At 31.5% G+C, this 16,928-nt stretch carries 10 protein-coding genes; 5 read left to right on the forward strand and 5 right to left on the reverse strand.

Annotated features, from left to right (window positions below; translation table 11 throughout):
• The first annotated feature begins 128 nt into the window (after positions 1 to 128).
• A complete protein-coding gene (locus ABNT65_RS15645; protein WP_348705128.1) occupies positions 129 to 896 on the forward strand; it encodes an energy transducer TonB in 768 nt (255 codons plus the stop codon).
• A gap of 36 nt (positions 897 to 932) precedes the next feature.
• Positions 933 to 3,758, forward strand: coding sequence for a TonB-dependent receptor plug domain-containing protein (locus ABNT65_RS15650; protein ID WP_348746259.1), 2,826 nt, complete (start codon positions 933 to 935; stop codon positions 3,756 to 3,758).
• Between the two features lie 78 nt (positions 3,759 to 3,836).
• Here the strand turns inward: ABNT65_RS15650 and ABNT65_RS15655 are convergent, their stop codons facing one another.
• The 4 genes from ABNT65_RS15655 to ABNT65_RS15670 all read right to left on the reverse strand — a co-directional run bounded on the left by ABNT65_RS15655 (position 3,837) and on the right by ABNT65_RS15670 (position 8,377).
• A complete protein-coding gene (locus ABNT65_RS15655) occupies positions 3,837 to 4,721 on the reverse strand; it encodes an rRNA adenine N-6-methyltransferase family protein (protein ID WP_348738728.1) in 885 nt (294 codons plus the stop codon).
• A 184-nt stretch (positions 4,722 to 4,905) separates the two neighbouring features.
• The gene (locus tag ABNT65_RS15660) at positions 4,906 to 5,385 is read right to left on the reverse strand and encodes a hypothetical protein (protein ID WP_348705133.1); all 480 of its coding nucleotides are present in this window, start codon (positions 5,383 to 5,385) and stop codon (positions 4,906 to 4,908) included.
• Positions 5,386 to 5,666: 281 nt separating this feature from the next.
• Positions 5,667 to 7,013 (reverse strand): alanine/glycine:cation symporter family protein, encoded by a 1,347-nt coding sequence (locus ABNT65_RS15665; protein WP_348705135.1) that lies wholly within the window; start codon positions 7,011 to 7,013, stop codon positions 5,667 to 5,669.
• Positions 7,014 to 7,087: 74 nt separating this feature from the next.
• Positions 7,088 to 8,377, reverse strand: a complete 1,290-nt coding sequence (locus ABNT65_RS15670; protein ID WP_348705136.1) for an aminopeptidase P family protein — start codon at positions 8,375 to 8,377, stop codon at positions 7,088 to 7,090.
• Positions 8,378 to 8,534: 157 nt separating this feature from the next.
• On the opposite strand from ABNT65_RS15670, the gene ABNT65_RS15675 reads away from it, so the two are divergent.
• Both ABNT65_RS15675 and ABNT65_RS15680 read left to right on the forward strand, forming a co-directional pair.
• Positions 8,535 to 9,926 (forward strand): dipeptidase, encoded by a 1,392-nt coding sequence (locus ABNT65_RS15675; RefSeq protein ID WP_348746260.1) that lies wholly within the window; start codon positions 8,535 to 8,537, stop codon positions 9,924 to 9,926.
• 318 nt (positions 9,927 to 10,244) lie between these two features.
• Complete coding sequence (locus ABNT65_RS15680; RefSeq protein WP_348746261.1) at positions 10,245 to 14,975, forward strand: fibronectin type III domain-containing protein; 4,731 nt, start codon at positions 10,245 to 10,247, stop codon at positions 14,973 to 14,975.
• Between the two features lie 70 nt (positions 14,976 to 15,045).
• Here ABNT65_RS15680 and ABNT65_RS15685 read toward each other — a convergent pair whose 3' ends face one another.
• On the reverse strand, positions 15,046 to 15,408 hold the full coding sequence (locus ABNT65_RS15685; protein WP_348705142.1) for a nuclear transport factor 2 family protein: 363 nt from the start codon (positions 15,406 to 15,408) through the stop codon (positions 15,046 to 15,048).
• Between the two features lie 132 nt (positions 15,409 to 15,540).
• Here ABNT65_RS15685 and radA point away from each other — a divergent pair, with 132 nt between their 5' ends.
• Positions 15,541 to 16,902 (forward strand): DNA repair protein RadA, encoded by a 1,362-nt coding sequence (gene radA / locus ABNT65_RS15690; RefSeq protein WP_348746262.1) that lies wholly within the window; start codon positions 15,541 to 15,543, stop codon positions 16,900 to 16,902.
• The last annotated feature ends 26 nt before the right edge of the window (positions 16,903 to 16,928 follow it).

Consider the following 16,928-nt stretch of genomic DNA (forward strand, 5'->3'; position numbering starts at 1 on the left):
AGTGGTTTTAACCACTTTTTTTTTGAAAAACATTTTTTTTGAAAAAAAAATCGTACATTTGCGCGCCAATTATAACTATCAAACTACTATTTAACAAATAAAATTAATTATTAATTAATCCCCTTAGTATGAATAAGATACTTTCGTTAATAGTAATAATGATTTTCTCAGTGTGTAACATAACAGCACAAGAAGTATGTGCAACACCTGAAGAAGACGCTTTGGATTTAAATAGTATAACTAAGTGTACTATTAAACCTTCAAAGAACGGAAAAGATAAGAAAACTAGACAGATTACAGTAAAGGTTTCTGCTAGTAGACGCTTCTTAAAAAAGAGAGCCGCAAAAAAACAAGCTGTTTCAGGAGTAGGTAGTTTAAGTACTTCTGGAGTTTCTTCTATAGCAACTTCTAGTGAAGTTAAGAGTGATATAAAAGAAGCTAAAGTAGCATCTTCTTCTAAAATAAACAAAAACAAAGATTTTAAAGACAACATAGCAAGCTTAAAAGCTAAGCTTTCTAAAGAAGAAGTTAGAAAGGCATCTAGATTTAGTACAGTAGATAAAATACCAGCTTTTTCTAAGTGTATCAGTGCTAAAAAAGATGAAAGAATAGATTGTTTTAATGAAGAAATGGTAAGTCATATTCAAAAACATTTCCGTTATCCTGGTGAAGCTGTTCGTGATCAGATAGAAGGAGAAGTATGGGTACGTTTTATTATTGATAAAAATGGATATGTAAGAAACATTAAAACTTTAGGTCCTGATAATGGTGAAATTCTGAATGAAGAGGCTAGAAGAGTAGTAACTAAACTTCCACATTTTAAGCCCGCAAGAAAGGAAGGTAAGCCAGTGTCTGTTAAATATGGATTCCCCATTAATTTCTCTCTCGAGGAATAAAACCCCTATATATTATAATTTAAACTTTACAAAAAAATGTTAAAAAGACAATTAGCAATGATTGTTTTTACGTTGTGTATGCTTACTAGTTATGCGCAAGTAAAAATTAACGGATTAGTTTATGATGAGTATTTAGAGCCATTTTATGGTGCAAAAGTTACTCATGGTAAAAACTACACTGCATCTAATACAGATGGAGAGTTTTCAATTGTTTTAACTAGTGATGTATTACCGCAAACAATTACGGTGTCAGCATTTGGTTATAAAACGGAAAAAGTAATAATTACTTCTTTAGAAAAAAAAGTAAATGTAATTCTTAAAGAAAATATTTTATTAGATCAGGTAATTATTTCTGCTTCGAGAATACCTGAACGTATTATTGAATCGCCAGTAACTGTTGAGCGTTTTGGAATAAATGATATAAAGAGAAATACCTCTAATTCATTTTATGATGGATTAACTAATTTAAAAGGTATTCAGTCAAGAGAAGGTAGTTATGGTTTTAAGTCTGTTAACACTAGAGGTTTTTCTGACTTTAGTAATTCTAGATTTGTACAATTAGTAGATGGTATGGATACTGCCGCTCCAGCTTTAAACTTTAGCCCAGGGAACTTAGGAGGGATTTCTGAATTAGACATCCATAGTGTGGAGATATTACCAGGAGCATCGTCAGCTTTATATGGAGCAAATGCTTATAATGGTATTATGCTAATGAATACTAAAAGCCCATTTGATTTTACTGGTATTAGTGTGTTACTAAAGAGTGGTGTTACAAACCAAAATGCAGCAGGAACGAACCCGTTTTATGATGCTACTATACGTATGGCATATAAATTTAACGAGTATTTTGCTGCTAAGGCAAACTTGTCTTATTTTGAAGCTGAAGAATGGCACGCTAATGACTATAGAAATAGAGAGGTTGATACGAATGAAATTACTAATGGAGATATAAATTCTACACCTAATTATGATGGAGTAAATACTTATGGAGATGAAATTTTTAGTGATTTATCTTTCTTTAGTAACGCATTTCCTGCAGGAAGCTTAATTAGAAGAACAGGATATAGAGAAAGAGAACTTTTAGAAAGTTATGAATCTAATAATTTAAAATTTTCTGGGTCGTTACATTTTAGGCCTTTTCAAGATGAGTCTTTAGAGATTATTTTAGCTACAAGATTAGCTATGGGAGATAATCTTTTCCAAGGTACAAGTAGGTACGCACAACGTAATTATTATATAGGTCAATCAAAGTTTGAAGTTAAAGGAGATAACTTCTACGCGAGGGTTTATTATACAAGAAATGATGCTGGGAATAGTTATGATTTAACTACTACGGGTATTGCTTTAAATGAAGCATCAACGCCTTTTGGAGTATGGTTAAACAGTTACTTCAATGAATTAGTAAAAACAGGAAGCATTGGGAGTATAGTAGGTGCAAGAAGAGTTGCAGATGCGAATAGATTAACTCCAGGAACGGAAGCCTTCCAAAATGCTTTTAATACAATTACAAGTACTAAAATAACTGAAGGAGGATCTAAGATTTATGATAGAAGTTCGTACATACATGCTGATGGAAATTACAATTTTGCTAGTTTAGTAAATGATTGGGCTGATATTCAAGTAGGAGGTTCTTTCAGACAATATAATCCAGATTCACAAGGAACTATTTTTAATGACGCTAATGAGTCTATTAAAATAAATGAATATGGTGTATATGGACAGATTCAAAAGAAGTTTTTAGATGAAAGACTTAAAATAACTACTTCTTTACGTTATGATAAATCTCAAAACTTTGAAGGTAACTATTCACCAAGATTTGCTGTAAATTATGCTTTAGGAGAAGATAAGGGGCATATTTTAAGAGCATCTTATCAAACAGGTTTTAGAAACCCAACTATCCAGGAACAGTATTTATTTTTAAATGCAGGGGTTAAGACAAATGTTGGAGCTACTAAAGATAATTTAGATAGAATTCAGTATAATAATGTAGATTTTATTCCTCTTTTAAATGACTTCTTTGCAAGTACAACTACTGGAGATGAAATTATAAATAATGCTTTGTTAACTAAATCAGTATATGATTCACAAACTTATTTAAAGTCTGATTATACTGAAATAAAACCTGAAAGTGTAAAAACTTTTGAAACAGGTTATAGAAGTATACTTCGTTTAAATAACAATACAAATTTAGATTTAGATATCAATGCTTTTTATAGCCAGCATAAAGATTTTGTTTTCTTCCAAGATGTTGTTGTACCTAATTATGGAACTGTTTATCCTAACGGTACTAAAAAATTGACAGATGCAGAGTTAGCTTTACCTGCAAATCAAGGGGCATTTGCAATTGATAATGTAGTAGTATTAGATCCAGTTGCAAACATAGCATTTAATAATGGTCATGTTCGTGAATTCAACTTAATAACAAATGCAAAATCAGAAGTAGAATCATTTGGTTTTGGGATAGGTATGCATACTAAATTATTTAGAAATTTTGATATTGGTGTAAACTATAATTTTATTGATTATAGGTACGAAGATTTAGATTTAGGTTTATTTGAACCTAACTTTAATACACCTAAGCATACAGCTAAAGTTCAATTTGGAAATGATAAATTGTTTAAAAACTTTGGATTTAACATTAATGCAAGATGGACAGATAAATATAGATGGGTGTCTCCTTATGTAAAAGGAGATATTGATGCAAGGACAGTGATTGATGCACAATTAAATTATCGTATACCTAGTTTTAAATCTGTGTTTAAAGTTGGAGGAACTAATTTGTTTGGAGAAGAGTACATGGTTGCTCCTGGTGCAGGAAGAATAGGTCAGTTATATTATATCTCTTGGATTATTAATAACTAAGAAAAAATATTTTAAAAAGTAAACACCTAAATCTTATGATTTAGGTGTTTTTTTATGCTTATCTAAGTGTTGATATAACTAAGATAATGTACAGCTTATTTTATCTAAAGAACAGCCATAATTAAACTCAAAATCAATATGAATTAAGTCTCCAGCTTTTACTTCTAATTCATTGGTGGTTTTTAAAACAGTAGGAGGCATTAAACTATCTGTTCCTGTAAAGTTAGCTCCTTCAGTTACTTCAACATAAGATTCAAGATATAGGGCATTTACTTTTCCTGTAAATAATACAGGTACAGAAAAACTTAATTTAACTCCTTGCTTTTTTTCTTTTAACAATTCAATTTCGTTAACTAAAAATTGTTGAGATAAAAACATTGGTTGATGCCTTGTAAACATAACTGGATAATGATGAATATCTTCGTCTATTTCAGCTTCACATAGGCGTGCAAAGTTTACAATTCTATTAGGAAATAACTTCCCTTCAGGCTGAAGGAAATTACGCATGTGCTGAAATATTTGGACTTGAAACTCATTGGCACAATAAATACTCATTAACTCTCCAATAATATGATCTACTTTTTCAGGTAAATCTACGGTCATAGCATCAGCAAAAATAACTTCTACTTTATTAGCCCAAGGATATTGTGAAATTTCCTTTTTTATGAAGGGAATTAGGTCAGGATTATTTTCTATTAAATAAGCTTTTTTAACATAAGGCATGTAAAGTTTAGTAAGAGGTAATGTTCCTACGCCAATTTCACAAACTACTGCATCTTTAAAGTTATTATTTAATTCAAAAGCTTTTTTAAAGGCGTTTACTCTTTGCTTATCGGTTTCCATTATTTTATAGTAAATTTCAGGAAAACCAAAATGTGATTCGTTAAAAGTTTGCGCTTCTAATAAACCATATTTTAAAAGTTCATAATTATCTATAATTGATTCAAACAGTTCTTTATTCATATTATATCCTTAATAATAAATATTTTACTTTAATGGTGTAAAGAAATACATATTTTTTTACTTCTCAATAGAATTAAGAAGTTTATTAGAACACTATAGTTACCGTTTAATAAGTTAAAAAATAGTTTTATTACTTGTTAAATATTATGATATACTACCCTAGTAAAGAAAAAATATTATTAACTTATCTAGTTTTATCTATTAGAGAAATAATTAAAGCACCTACTTTATCATTGTTTTTTTCAAAAAGAACACCTATTCTAAGAGTTGAGTCTGAATTTCTATTATCATTTAAGTAAACCCATTCACCAAACTCAGTAGAAGCAACAAATTGTATACGTACTTTGTTAGTTAAGGCTCCTTTTTTTATAGGAACAGGAGTAGATTCAACAGAACTAGTTAAATCCCCCCAATAAGTATTTAAATCGTCAATAATCTTTTGTGTATCTGCTAATGTGAAATCTTGATACTCGCTGAGTAAATCTTTGAGGTTAGTAGTGTTTTTGTCACGTAGAGAAGTGACAACTCTGTTGTGTTTTTCTTTTCTTTTCTGTTCTAATGATTGCTCATTCTTGTTACTTTTTAAAGTATTTTCTGAATACGTAAAGCTAATGAGAGGTAAAGTTGCTAATAAAAAAACGAAAAGGAGTGTGTTTTTTTTCATAATTGTTTATGATTAAGTTGTTTACATATAAATATACTATATTTTATTTACGGTGTCAAATGATGACTTAAGCATTATACGACATTACAATTGCAGAGAGATAATCGTATGGTATAATTCATTGTTGTTTTGTATTGGAACAGTTCATTCTTTTAATAATATATATAATATGAATAAAGTATACAGTCATAAAAGATTAACTCAGAATGGAGAATCATATATGTTAACGATAAAATTTTTGTTGCGTTGAGCAAAGTATAGACTAGTGCGAGAAGTTTTATTTATTCTTCTTTTAGTTTAGAGAAATACACTAAAGCAGCTTTTTTGACCTTAGGAGCTAAAATTAAGGTTGAAATTACAGTAGGTATAGCCATTAAGGCATAAGCACTATCTATTAAATTAATTACAAATTCTAACTTTATTATAGATGCCAACACTATAGTAATTATATAAACATAGTTATAGTATCTCCCCATTTTATAATTAGATAAATAATTTAAACAGCTATAACCATAAAAGGAATAAGTAAATAACGTTGAGAAAGCAAAAATTAAAACACAAACAGTTAGAATGATACTACCAATATTAGTAGGTAAAACAGCATCGAAAGCAGCCAGGGTCATAGATATTCCATTACCATTGAAACCTTTCCAGATACCAGAACTTAATATTGCTAAAGCAGTTAATGTACAAACTAATAAAGTGTCAATAGCAGGGCCAAGCATCGCAACTAAACCTTCTCTAATAGGTTCTTTAGTTTTTGCCGTTCCGTGCATCATAGGCGCAGTTCCTAAACCCGCTTCATTTGAAAAAGCAGCTCTTTTAACACCAGTAATAATTAAAGTACCCAATGCACCACCTAAAATAGAATTACCTGAAAAAGCATCTGAAAAAATTAAACTGAATATATAAGGAACCTGTTCTATTTTTAAGGTTAGTATAGTTAATATAGTGATAAGATAAATAATAACCATAATCGGTACAAGTTTGCTCGCTACTTTACCAATACGTTTAATACCTCCAAAAATAACAGCACCAGTAATAAGTGCTATTGTTATACCAAGTAGTAACTTGGCTATAAAAATGTTACTTTTATTTACTTGAAAAACATCAACTAAAGTTTGTGTTAATTGATTTGCTTGAAAAGCAGGTAGTGTACCAAATAACCCAGCAAAAGCAAAAAAGATAGCTAGAGGTTTCCATTTTAACCCTAAGCCTTCAGTAATAACATACATAGGGCCTCCTTTAACATTTCCATTTGTATCTTTACCTCTATACATTACAGACAAACTACAGGTAAAAAATTTAGTAGCCATACCAACAAATGCACTAATCCACATCCAAAAAATAGCGCCTGGACCACCTGTAGCAATAGCAATAGCTACACCGCTTATATTTCCCATTCCTACAGTAGCAGCAATGGCAGAAGATAAGGCTTCGTAATGAGTTAAATCACCAGGAGAGTCGTGTTTGTCATACTTTCCTCTTAGGATAGCTATGGCATGTCCAATATATCTAAAAGGTACTAATCCAGAATAGATGAATAAATAAAGACCACCTCCAATTAATAAAATTAATAAAGGGATACCCCAAATCCAAGAAGAGAAACTAGCTATTAAATCTTGCATAAGTCAAATAATATTTCACTAATGTATTATAAAAAAAGAACGATAGCTAATTTAACAATCGTTCTTTATAGTTCTTAATTCATTAGATCTTCTATTTCTTCAGCTTCAATAGGGATGTTTTCCATTAAATTGAAAGGAGCCCCATACTCTTGGACAACTACATCGTCTTCAAGTCTAATACCAAAACCTTCATCAGGAATGTATATTCCAGGTTCTACTGTGAATACCATATTAGCTTGTATAGGTTCGTGTAATAAACCATAATCATGAGTATCTAACCCCATATGATGTGAAGTTCCATGCATAAAGTACTTCTTATAAGCTGGCCATTTAGGGTTTTCATTTTGAAGGTCAGCTTTATCTAATAAACCTAAGTTTAGTAGTTCAGAAGTCATTATTTTACCAACTTCAATATGGTATTCATCCCATAAGGTTCCTGGAGTTAATAATTTAGTAGCTTCTTTTTTTACATGATTTACAGCATTGTATACTTCTTTCTGTCTTTGTGTAAACTTTCCAGAAACTGGTATTGTTCTAGTCATATCTGAGGAATAGTTTGCGTATTCAGCTCCAACATCCATAAGGATTAAATCTCCATCGTTACATTGCTGATTATTTTCTATATAATGTAAAACATTAGCATTATTACCTGAAGCGATAATAGGTGTATAGGCAAATTTCTTTGAACGATTCCTAATGAATTCATGAATATATTCAGCTTCAATTTCATATTCCCATACACCAGGTTTTACAAAGTCTAACACTCTTCTGAACCCTTTTTCAGTAATGTTACAAGCGGTTTGTATAAGATCTATTTCTATAGGATCTTTTACAGAACGCAAACGCTGTAGTATAGGATTACTTTTTGCGACAGAATGAGCAGGGTATTTTTCTAATAATGATTTTGTAAAACGAGCTTCACGTGTTTCTGTTTCTATAGTAGCTCTATAATGTTCATTCGTGTTTATATAAATAGTTTCTGCATATGACATCATTTGAGCTAAAACTTTATCCAGGTCTTGTAGCCAAAAAACTGTTTTAATACCACTTGTAATAAATGCTTTGTCTTTTGTTAATTTTTCACCTTCCCATATAGCAATATGCTCATTGGTTTCTCTTAAAAAAAGAACTTCTTTAAAGCTTTCTTTGGGGCAGTCGGGAAATAAAATTAAAATACTTTCTTCTTGATCTACGCCGCTTAAGTAAAAAATATCTCTGTGCTGTTCAAAAGGTAGAGTACTATCAGCACTAACAGGATAAATGTCATTAGAATTAAAAATAGCCAAACTATTAGGTTTCATTTTAGCTTTAAAGTTTTTTCTATTTTTAATAAATAAATCCTTATTTATTGTATGGTATTTCATGTTTATATATTTTAATGCAGTATTTTTTCAAAAATATATAATATAGAGATTGTAAACTTGTTTTAGAAAGTAAAAATTGAAAAGAGAACGATGAAAAGACTCAATAATAACTAATTTTATAAAAATAAACTAAATTAGCATAATTAATTACTTACACATGCAAACTATTAAACAATATATAACTAACCATAAACAACGATTTATAGATGAACTTATAGAATTATTGAAAATTCCTTCTGTAAGTGCCGATCCAGCGTATAATCAAGATGTATTAAGTACAGCTGATGCAATTAAAGAAAGCTTAGAAAAAGCAGGGTGTGATAAAGTAGAAATTTGTGAAACACCTGGGTATCCTATTGTGTACGGAGAAAAAATTATAGACCCTAAACTTCCAACTGTATTGGTTTATGGGCATTATGATGTCCAACCAGCTGACCCTATTGAGTTATGGGATTCTCCTCCTTTTGAACCAATAATAAAGAAAACTGTACTTCATCCCGAAGGAGCTATTTATGCTAGAGGTGCTTGTGATGATAAAGGACAAATGTATATGCATGTGAAGGCTTTGGAATATATGACTGAAACAGGAAGCTTACCATGTAATGTTAAATTCATGATTGAAGGAGAAGAAGAGGTGGGTTCAGAAAGTTTGGCTTGGTTTGTACCTAGAAACAGAGAAAAATTAGCAAATGATGTTATTTTAATTTCGGATACAGGAATGATAGCGAATGATATACCTTCGATAACAACAGGACTTAGAGGGTTGAGTTATGTAGAAGTTGAAGTAACTGGACCTAATAGGGATTTACATTCAGGCTTATATGGTGGAGCAGTAGCTAATCCAATTAATGTATTGACAAAGATGATAGCGTCATTACACGATGATAATAATCATATAACAATCCCAGGTTTTTATGATAAAGTTGAAGAATTATCAAAAGATGAACGAGAAGAGATGGGAAAGGCTCCTTTTTCTCTAGAAGAATATAAAAAAGCGTTAGATATAGATGCAGTTTATGGTGAAGAAGGATATACTACTAACGAACGAAATTCCATTAGACCTACCTTAGATGTGAATGGAATTTGGGGAGGATATATAGGTGAAGGAGCTAAAACGGTAATTGCTAGTAAAGCATATGCGAAAATATCTATGCGATTAGTACCAAATCAAGATTGGGAAGAAATAACAGCATTATTTAAAAAACATTTTGAAAGTATAGCGCCAGCAGGAGTTAAAGTAAAAGTGACTCCACATCACGGTGGTCAGGGATACGTAACACCTATAGATAATATTGGTTATCAGGCAGCAAGTAAGGCATATTTTGAAACTTTTGGAGTTACACCCATACCGCAAAGAAGTGGTGGAAGTATTCCTATAGTATCATTATTTGAGGAAGAATTGGAAAGTAAAACTATTTTAATGGGGTTTGGTTTAAATTCAGATGCTATTCATTCTCCAAATGAGCATTTTGGAGTATGGAATTATCTAAAAGGAATAGAAACAATCCCTTATTTTTATAAATACTACACAGATTTATTTAAAGTATAGACTTAAAATTTTAATTAAAATAGAGGGGAAGCTATATAGTTTTCCTTTTTGTTTTTTTTATAATTTTTGCTGAGAAATATTTAGAGGTTATAAATATTTTGGGTTTAATGATAACTATTTGGTAACATATGGGTGAAATTGTTTTTATAACTTTAAATTAGTTGTATATTAACTACTATAAATATCATATTATCAAAACTTGCAATTCTTTTAGGGGTTTTCATTAATATAGCTGAAAAATTAGTGTTTTTGTAAAAAAATAACATTTTTATTAAGGCATTCTTTTTTGGAATATTAAACATAATTAAACCCTTTCTTATGAGAATAATACCTACTATATTATTACTTCTATGTTTTTCGATGTATGTTACCGCCCAGAATAAAGAGGGTAGCTGTACTACATCAACAGTAATGAACGATCACTTTAAAAAACATCCTAAAGAATATCAAGAATTTTTAAAATTCAATGAGTATTCAAAAAATTTCGGTAAACAAAGATCAAAAACACAAGCTAGATTAGCTTCAAGTACGATTATAATCCCTGTAGTTTTTCATATCTATGGAAGAACTCAAAATGGATCAACGATAACTGATGAGAATATAATTAACTCTTTAAAGATGGTTAATGAAGATTTTCAAGGTTTAAATCCAGACTTTGATACTGTAGATCCATTGTTTGTAGGAAGAAAATCAAAAACTAATATTTTATTTAAGCTGGCTGCAATAGACCCTAATGGAAACCCAACAACGGGAATTGTAGATCATGCAGCTTCTGGAGGACAAGGAAACTATAATAGTCCAATTGTAGCTGCAGATGCATGGGATAATTATAAGTATATGAATGTATATATCACTGAAAAAATTCATGATGATGGCAAAGATAGTACTCGATCAGGAATTGCTTGGTATCCTAGTAAAAAAGACTCAGATGCAAATTTAGCAAGAGTTGTATATAATGGACGTTATTTAAAAGGAAATACAGATGATGAGTTTGCTTCGATTTTAACACATGAATTTGGTCATTGGTTAAATTTATTACACACTTTTGAAGGAGGTTGTGCTAGTTTAACTCAAGATTATGTGAGTGATACACCTCAAGAAGATAAAGCGTCAAGTGATGATGGTTGTATTGTAGGGGCTACCGATTGTGGTGATTCTTTGATTAATTATGAGAATTATATGGGGTATGACTCAGCTGGAGGATGTGCAAAAATGTTTACAAAAGGTCAAACAGATAGAATGTATGCAGCTTTAAACCACTCAGCACGTTTTCCTCTTTGGCAAAATGCTAATTTAATAGCAACAGGTACAGGTGGAAGTTTAGCAGTAACTCCAAGAATGCATGATGGTAATACTTGGAAAGAAAACACTAAATTTTTAACAGTTTGCCCAGGGACAAATGTTAAAATAGGTATGCAGAACGTAGGATTACAAAATGTAGAATTAATAAAGCCTAATGGAAGTAAAGATATTACTCCAGATGGAAGTACATTTTGGAATCTAAATAATGTACAAGCTAATGATGCTGGTACTTATTTGATTAAATATAAAGATAATAACGGAGGTACAGGTTTTGGTGTTGTAAGAATTCAAGTTGGTTTTGAATTGGTTTCATGGTTGAAAGTTAATGATGATGATTGGTATAGTGGTGATAAATTGAAGGCTTGTCCAGGATCAAACATAACAATAGCTATGCCTTCAGGTTTGTCAGGAACAAAATCATTAAGATTACCAAATGGAAGTATACATAATGTAGCTGATAACGATGGTTCGTGGGTTTTTAATAATATTACAAATGCAAATGCAGGTGTTTATACTCTAATTTACGATTTAGGAGGTTGCTCTTATACAACTGAAGTTGAAGTAATCACCCAAAATAAGTTAACTCCATGGGTAGCATTAAACAATGCATGGGTGCAAAGAGATTTTGTTGAGGCTTGTGTTGGTGATAAAGTACATTTAGGTATGCAAAATATAGGGACACAAAATGTTACGATTACTGGGCCAAATGGTTTCTTTGATAGTACACCAGATGTAGGAACTGGATTTGAATTTACAAGTATTACTGATCAACATTATGGAACTTATACAATTACTTGGAATGATCCTGCATCATGTTCAGGATCTGTAGACCTAGTTATTAGACCTACTAATAATGGATTAGAGGGTTATGTAAGAGATAATGCTAATAAATGGACTAAAAGCAATACTATTTTCGCTTGTGCTGGAGATAATATTGCGATAGGAACACATAATAAATATGCAGGGAAACCACTTAAGTTAACACGTCCAGATGGAACTTCTACAACTACAAATGAGCATACTTTTTGGACTTTTAATAATATTAACGGTTCAAATGCAGGAGATTATAAAATTGAATATGATAATGGAAGATGTTATGGAGAGACTATTGTTACCGTAAAGGTAGGTGTTGAAGATTTATCAAATAAAATACAATATCAGTTAAATGAAGCTCAGTATACAAACGCAACAAACAATACTTTAACAATTAATGAAGGAGATAAAATTAGGTTAAAAATCCCTCAAAATTTATTTAATGGAAGTATAGCTTGGACTGGTCCTAATAATTTCTCATCAGATATTAGTACAATTGAAATTACAGATAGTGCGGATGCAAGTATTCATGGAGGTACTTATACCGCTACTATTACAAGTACCAATGGATGTAATAGTGCTAACGCTACGCAAACAGTAAATTTTATAATTAACTTTGGAGGTGGTAATGATGATACACAAGCACCAAGTGCACCATCTAATTTAACAGCTACTAATATTACTACATCATCTTTAACTTTAAGTTGGGGAGCATCAACTGATAATGTGGGTGTAACTAGTTATGAAGTTTTCAGAGGAGCAACAAGTATAGGTACTTCTACAACAACATCTTTTAATGTTAGTGGACTTACACCAGCTACTTCATATGCATTTACTGTAAAGGCAAAAGATGCTGCTGGTAATACTTCTATAGCAAGTAATCAAGTGAATGCAACAACAGAAGATAACGCAGATACACAAGCACCAACAGCACCTACAAATTTAGTTGCGTCTAATATTTCAACAACAATACTTAGTTTAAGTTGGGGAGCATCAACCGATAATGTGGGGGTAGCTAGCTATGAAGTTTTCAGAGGAGCAACAAGTATAGGTACTTCTACAACTACAAGCTTTCAAGTAAATGGATTAACATCAGGAACATCATATACTTTTACAGTAAAGGCGAAAGATGCAGCAGGAAACGAGTCAGCTGCTAGTAATGAAGTTAGTGTTACAACAACCGAAGATAGCGATACACAAGCACCAACAGCACCAAGTAACTTAACAGTTTCTAATTTAGCTGAAACAGGATTAGATTTAAATTGGACTGCATCTACTGATAATGTTGGAGTTACTGGATATGATGTATATCAAGGAGCTAATAAAATAGCTACAGTAGCAGTAACAAATTATTCTGTAACGGGACTACAGCCTGATACCAATTATTCTTTCTCTGTAAAAGCTAGAGATGCAGCTGGAAATGAATCTAGTGCTAGTAATGTTGTTAACACTAAGACATTAGGTGGAGATATAGGGATTCCAGTAACTTATTGTGAAGCTTCAAATGCACAAGGTAGTTTGCATATAACTAGAGTACAATTTGGAGGTATTGATAATTCAACTGGATATACTGCATATTCTAATCATACTAATATTTCCACTAACTTAAACGTTGGTGAAGCAACTCCTTTAACTGTAAATTTAAATAACGGTCATTGGACATTTAATGCTGTGGGCGTATGGATAGATTGGAATAATAACGGGAATTTTGAAGATGCAGGAGAAAAAGTGTACTCTAAATTTGCGGCTGGTCCATATACAGCAAATATTACAGCACCAAGTTCAGCTTCAGGAAATTCTGTAAGAATGAGGGTTAGAGTAGGATATGGTTCAGAGGCTAAGATTACACCTTGTGGAGCAGATACTTATTTAGGAGAAGTTGAAGACTACACAATAACTGTAGGTGGAGCAGTAGTTGATACACAAGCTCCTTCAGTACCATCAGGAGTAGTTGCTTCTAATATTACGGAAACAACGCTTAGTTTAAATTGGGTAGCTTCTACCGATAATGTTGGGGTTACTAGTTATGAAGTGTATAGAGATGGAAACTCAATAGGTACTACTAATACAACAGCTTATAACGCTACTGGTCTAGTAGCAGGAACAACATATACATTTACTGTAAAAGCTAATGATGCAGCAGGAAACTCTTCTGGGTTAAGTAGTGCTATTAATGTTACTACATCTAGTCCTGCTAGTGGTAATGTTGTGTATGTTGATATGAATGATGTTACTATAAACTCAGGTACTACATGGTCTCCTTTCCAAATGGAAACAGGAGATGGAGATACTCGTTTTTATACTTGGTATACAAGTAATAGTTTAAGAATGCTTTATACTAATAACAAGCCATTAGTAACTAATGGAACTACTGGAAATGTAACTTATATAACAGAAGGAACAACCGTAGGTTCATCTAGTAATTTTAATACAGAGAGTCAATTAACATTAAGTTCTAATTCTTATAGTGATTGGCATGGGAAATCAGGATATATTGGATTTAGCTTTAAAATTAGTGGAGCTACACATTATGGATGGTTATATTTAACTGTTTCAAGTGATGGTAATTCAGTAACATTTAAAGATTATGCATATAATAGCACTGCTGGAGAAGGATTGATAGCTCAAAGACCAGCAGGTACTTCAAGTAAAGTAGGAAAATCTAAAGAAGAAGCAAAACAACAAGTTTTTAGTGAATTAAAAGCATATCCAAATCCTTTTAATAACCAATCAACAATTGACCTATCTTCATTAGGAAATGAAAAGATTACTTTAAGTGTATATAATATTTTAGGTAAAGAATTAATGTCTAAAGAATACTCTCGAAACCCAGGTAGCATCTTAATAGGGGATGAACTTGAAGTTTCAGGAAGTTATTTTGTTAAAATAATAACTAAGAGTAAAACAGAAACACTTAAGATTATAAAACAATAATAGATTATTGTAATATTGATTAATCCCAAAAAGCCTTGAGTTTAACTCAAGGCTTTTGTTATTACAATAGTTACATTGTATAAAAAAATTGTTCATTGGCTATTTTACCTTCTTTAACTTCAAAAACACAAACCTCTTCCATTTGTTGCCTTCCTCTATCTTTAAAGGTTATATCAAAATTCATTTTTGATGTAAAATGGTTGCCAGCAACTACTGGTTCTGAAATTTCCATAGAATGAAACTCAACTACATTACTAAACCATTCTTCCCCTTTTTTTATAACATTTTCTTTACCAGAAACTAATTCTCCATAAGGTACTCCAGGCATTTCTTTACTCACTACATTCTCTGCATATAACTCATTTATACAATCTAAATTTTTTCCTTCTTGGCACATTTGTTTCCATTGGTTTGCTACCTCTTGTGTTGTCATAATTAATTTATTTAAATTCTCTCTAAGCTAAAAAAATAAAAAGACTTTTTAAAATGATTACAAGTTGCTATTTCATTAATTATCTCATCTGTTTAGTCTACTTTTGTAAAAAACAATACTAAGAATTCATCAATGGCAAAAACTAAAACTACTTTTTTCTGTCAAAATTGCGGTACGCAACATGCACAATGGGTTGGACAATGTAATGTATGTAAACAATGGAATACTATTGTTGAAGAAGTGATTCAAAAAGAAGAGAAAAGAAGTTGGAAAACACCATCAAACAAAGAAAAAAGAGTTTCTAAGCCTTTACGTGTTAAAGAAATTCAATTAAATCCCGAAGAACGTTTTGGTACTAAAAATCAGGAGTTAGACACCGTTTTAGGTGGTGGATTAGTTAAAGGTGCTGTTGTTTTACTAGGAGGAGAACCTGGTATTGGTAAGTCTACTTTACTTTTACAGATTGCTCTACAAATTTCTCAAAAAGTATTGTATGTTTCTGGAGAAGAAAGTCAATCGCAAATAAAAATGCGAGCAGAACGATTGGTTTCTAAAAACTCTAATTGTTTAATTCTTACAGAAACCAACACACAGCAAATATTTAAAAATATTGAAGAAGTACAGCCTGATGTTTTAGTTATTGATTCTATTCAAACATTACACACCAATATTATTGAAGCTTCTCCTGGAAGTATTTCACAAATACGAGAAACCTCCGCAGAACTCATCAAATTTGCCAAGGAAACTTCAACTCCTGTTTTATTAATTGGACATATTAATAAAGAAGGGCATATTGCTGGTCCTAAAATTTTAGAACACATGGTAGATGTAGTTCTACAATTTGAAGGAGACAGGAACCATACTTATCGAATTTTACGTTCGCAAAAAAATCGTTTTGGTTCTACTGCTGAACTAGGGATTTATGAAATGCTTTCTGATGGATTAAGGGAAGTATCCAATCCTTCTGAAATTTTAATTTCTAAAAAAGACGCAGATTTAAGCGGAACGGCTATTGCTTCTACTTTAGAAGGAATCCGCCCCTTAATGATTGAAATACAAGCTTTGGTTAGTACGGCTGTTTACGGAACACCACAAAGAACCACTACAGGTTACAATTTAAAACGCTTACACATGATTTTAGCGGTTCTTGAAAAAAGAGCAGGCTTTAAACTGGGAGCAAAAGATGTGTTCCTAAATGTAACTGGTGGTATTCGAGTTGATGATCCGGCTATTGATTTAGCAGTTGTTGCAGCTATTTTATCTTCTAATCAAGATTTAGCAATTAATCCAGACGTGTGCTTTGCTGCCGAAGTAGGTTTAGCTGGAGAAATAAGACCAGTTTCTAAAATTGATCAAAGAATATTAGAAGCTGAAAAATTGGGTTACAAAACGTTTGTTGCTTCAAAATATAATAAAATCACCTCTAAAAACCACAGTATAAAGCTTATTTTAGTTAGTAAAATTGAAGAGGCTTTTGCTACGTTGTTTGCCTAGTACTATTACTAATGTAAAATTTACTT

The organism is Tenacibaculum sp. 190524A02b, assembly GCF_964036645.1.
In the GTDB taxonomy this organism is placed as follows: domain Bacteria; phylum Bacteroidota; class Bacteroidia; order Flavobacteriales; family Flavobacteriaceae; genus Polaribacter; species Polaribacter vairaonense.

Excerpts from the sequence above, each read along its gene's own strand:
- ABNT65_RS15645 (WP_348705128.1), top strand. The coding sequence starts at position 129 with ATGAATAAGATACTTTCGTTAATAGTAATAATGATTTTCTCAGTGTGT.
- ABNT65_RS15650 (WP_348746259.1), top strand. The coding sequence starts at position 933 with ATGTTAAAAAGACAATTAGCAATGATTGTTTTTACGTTGTGTATGCTT.
- ABNT65_RS15655 (WP_348738728.1), bottom strand. The coding sequence starts at position 4,721 with ATGAATAAAGAACTGTTTGAATCAATTATAGATAATTATGAACTTTTA.
- ABNT65_RS15660 (WP_348705133.1), bottom strand. The coding sequence starts at position 5,385 with ATGAAAAAAAACACACTCCTTTTCGTTTTTTTATTAGCAACTTTACCT.
- ABNT65_RS15665 (WP_348705135.1), bottom strand. The coding sequence starts at position 7,013 with ATGCAAGATTTAATAGCTAGTTTCTCTTCTTGGATTTGGGGTATCCCT.
- ABNT65_RS15670 (WP_348705136.1), bottom strand. The coding sequence starts at position 8,377 with ATGAAATACCATACAATAAATAAGGATTTATTTATTAAAAATAGAAAA.
- ABNT65_RS15675 (WP_348746260.1), top strand. The coding sequence starts at position 8,535 with ATGCAAACTATTAAACAATATATAACTAACCATAAACAACGATTTATA.
- ABNT65_RS15680 (WP_348746261.1), top strand. The coding sequence starts at position 10,245 with ATGAGAATAATACCTACTATATTATTACTTCTATGTTTTTCGATGTAT.
- ABNT65_RS15685 (WP_348705142.1), bottom strand. The coding sequence starts at position 15,408 with ATGACAACACAAGAGGTAGCAAACCAATGGAAACAAATGTGCCAAGAA.
- radA (WP_348746262.1), top strand. The coding sequence starts at position 15,541 with ATGGCAAAAACTAAAACTACTTTTTTCTGTCAAAATTGCGGTACGCAA.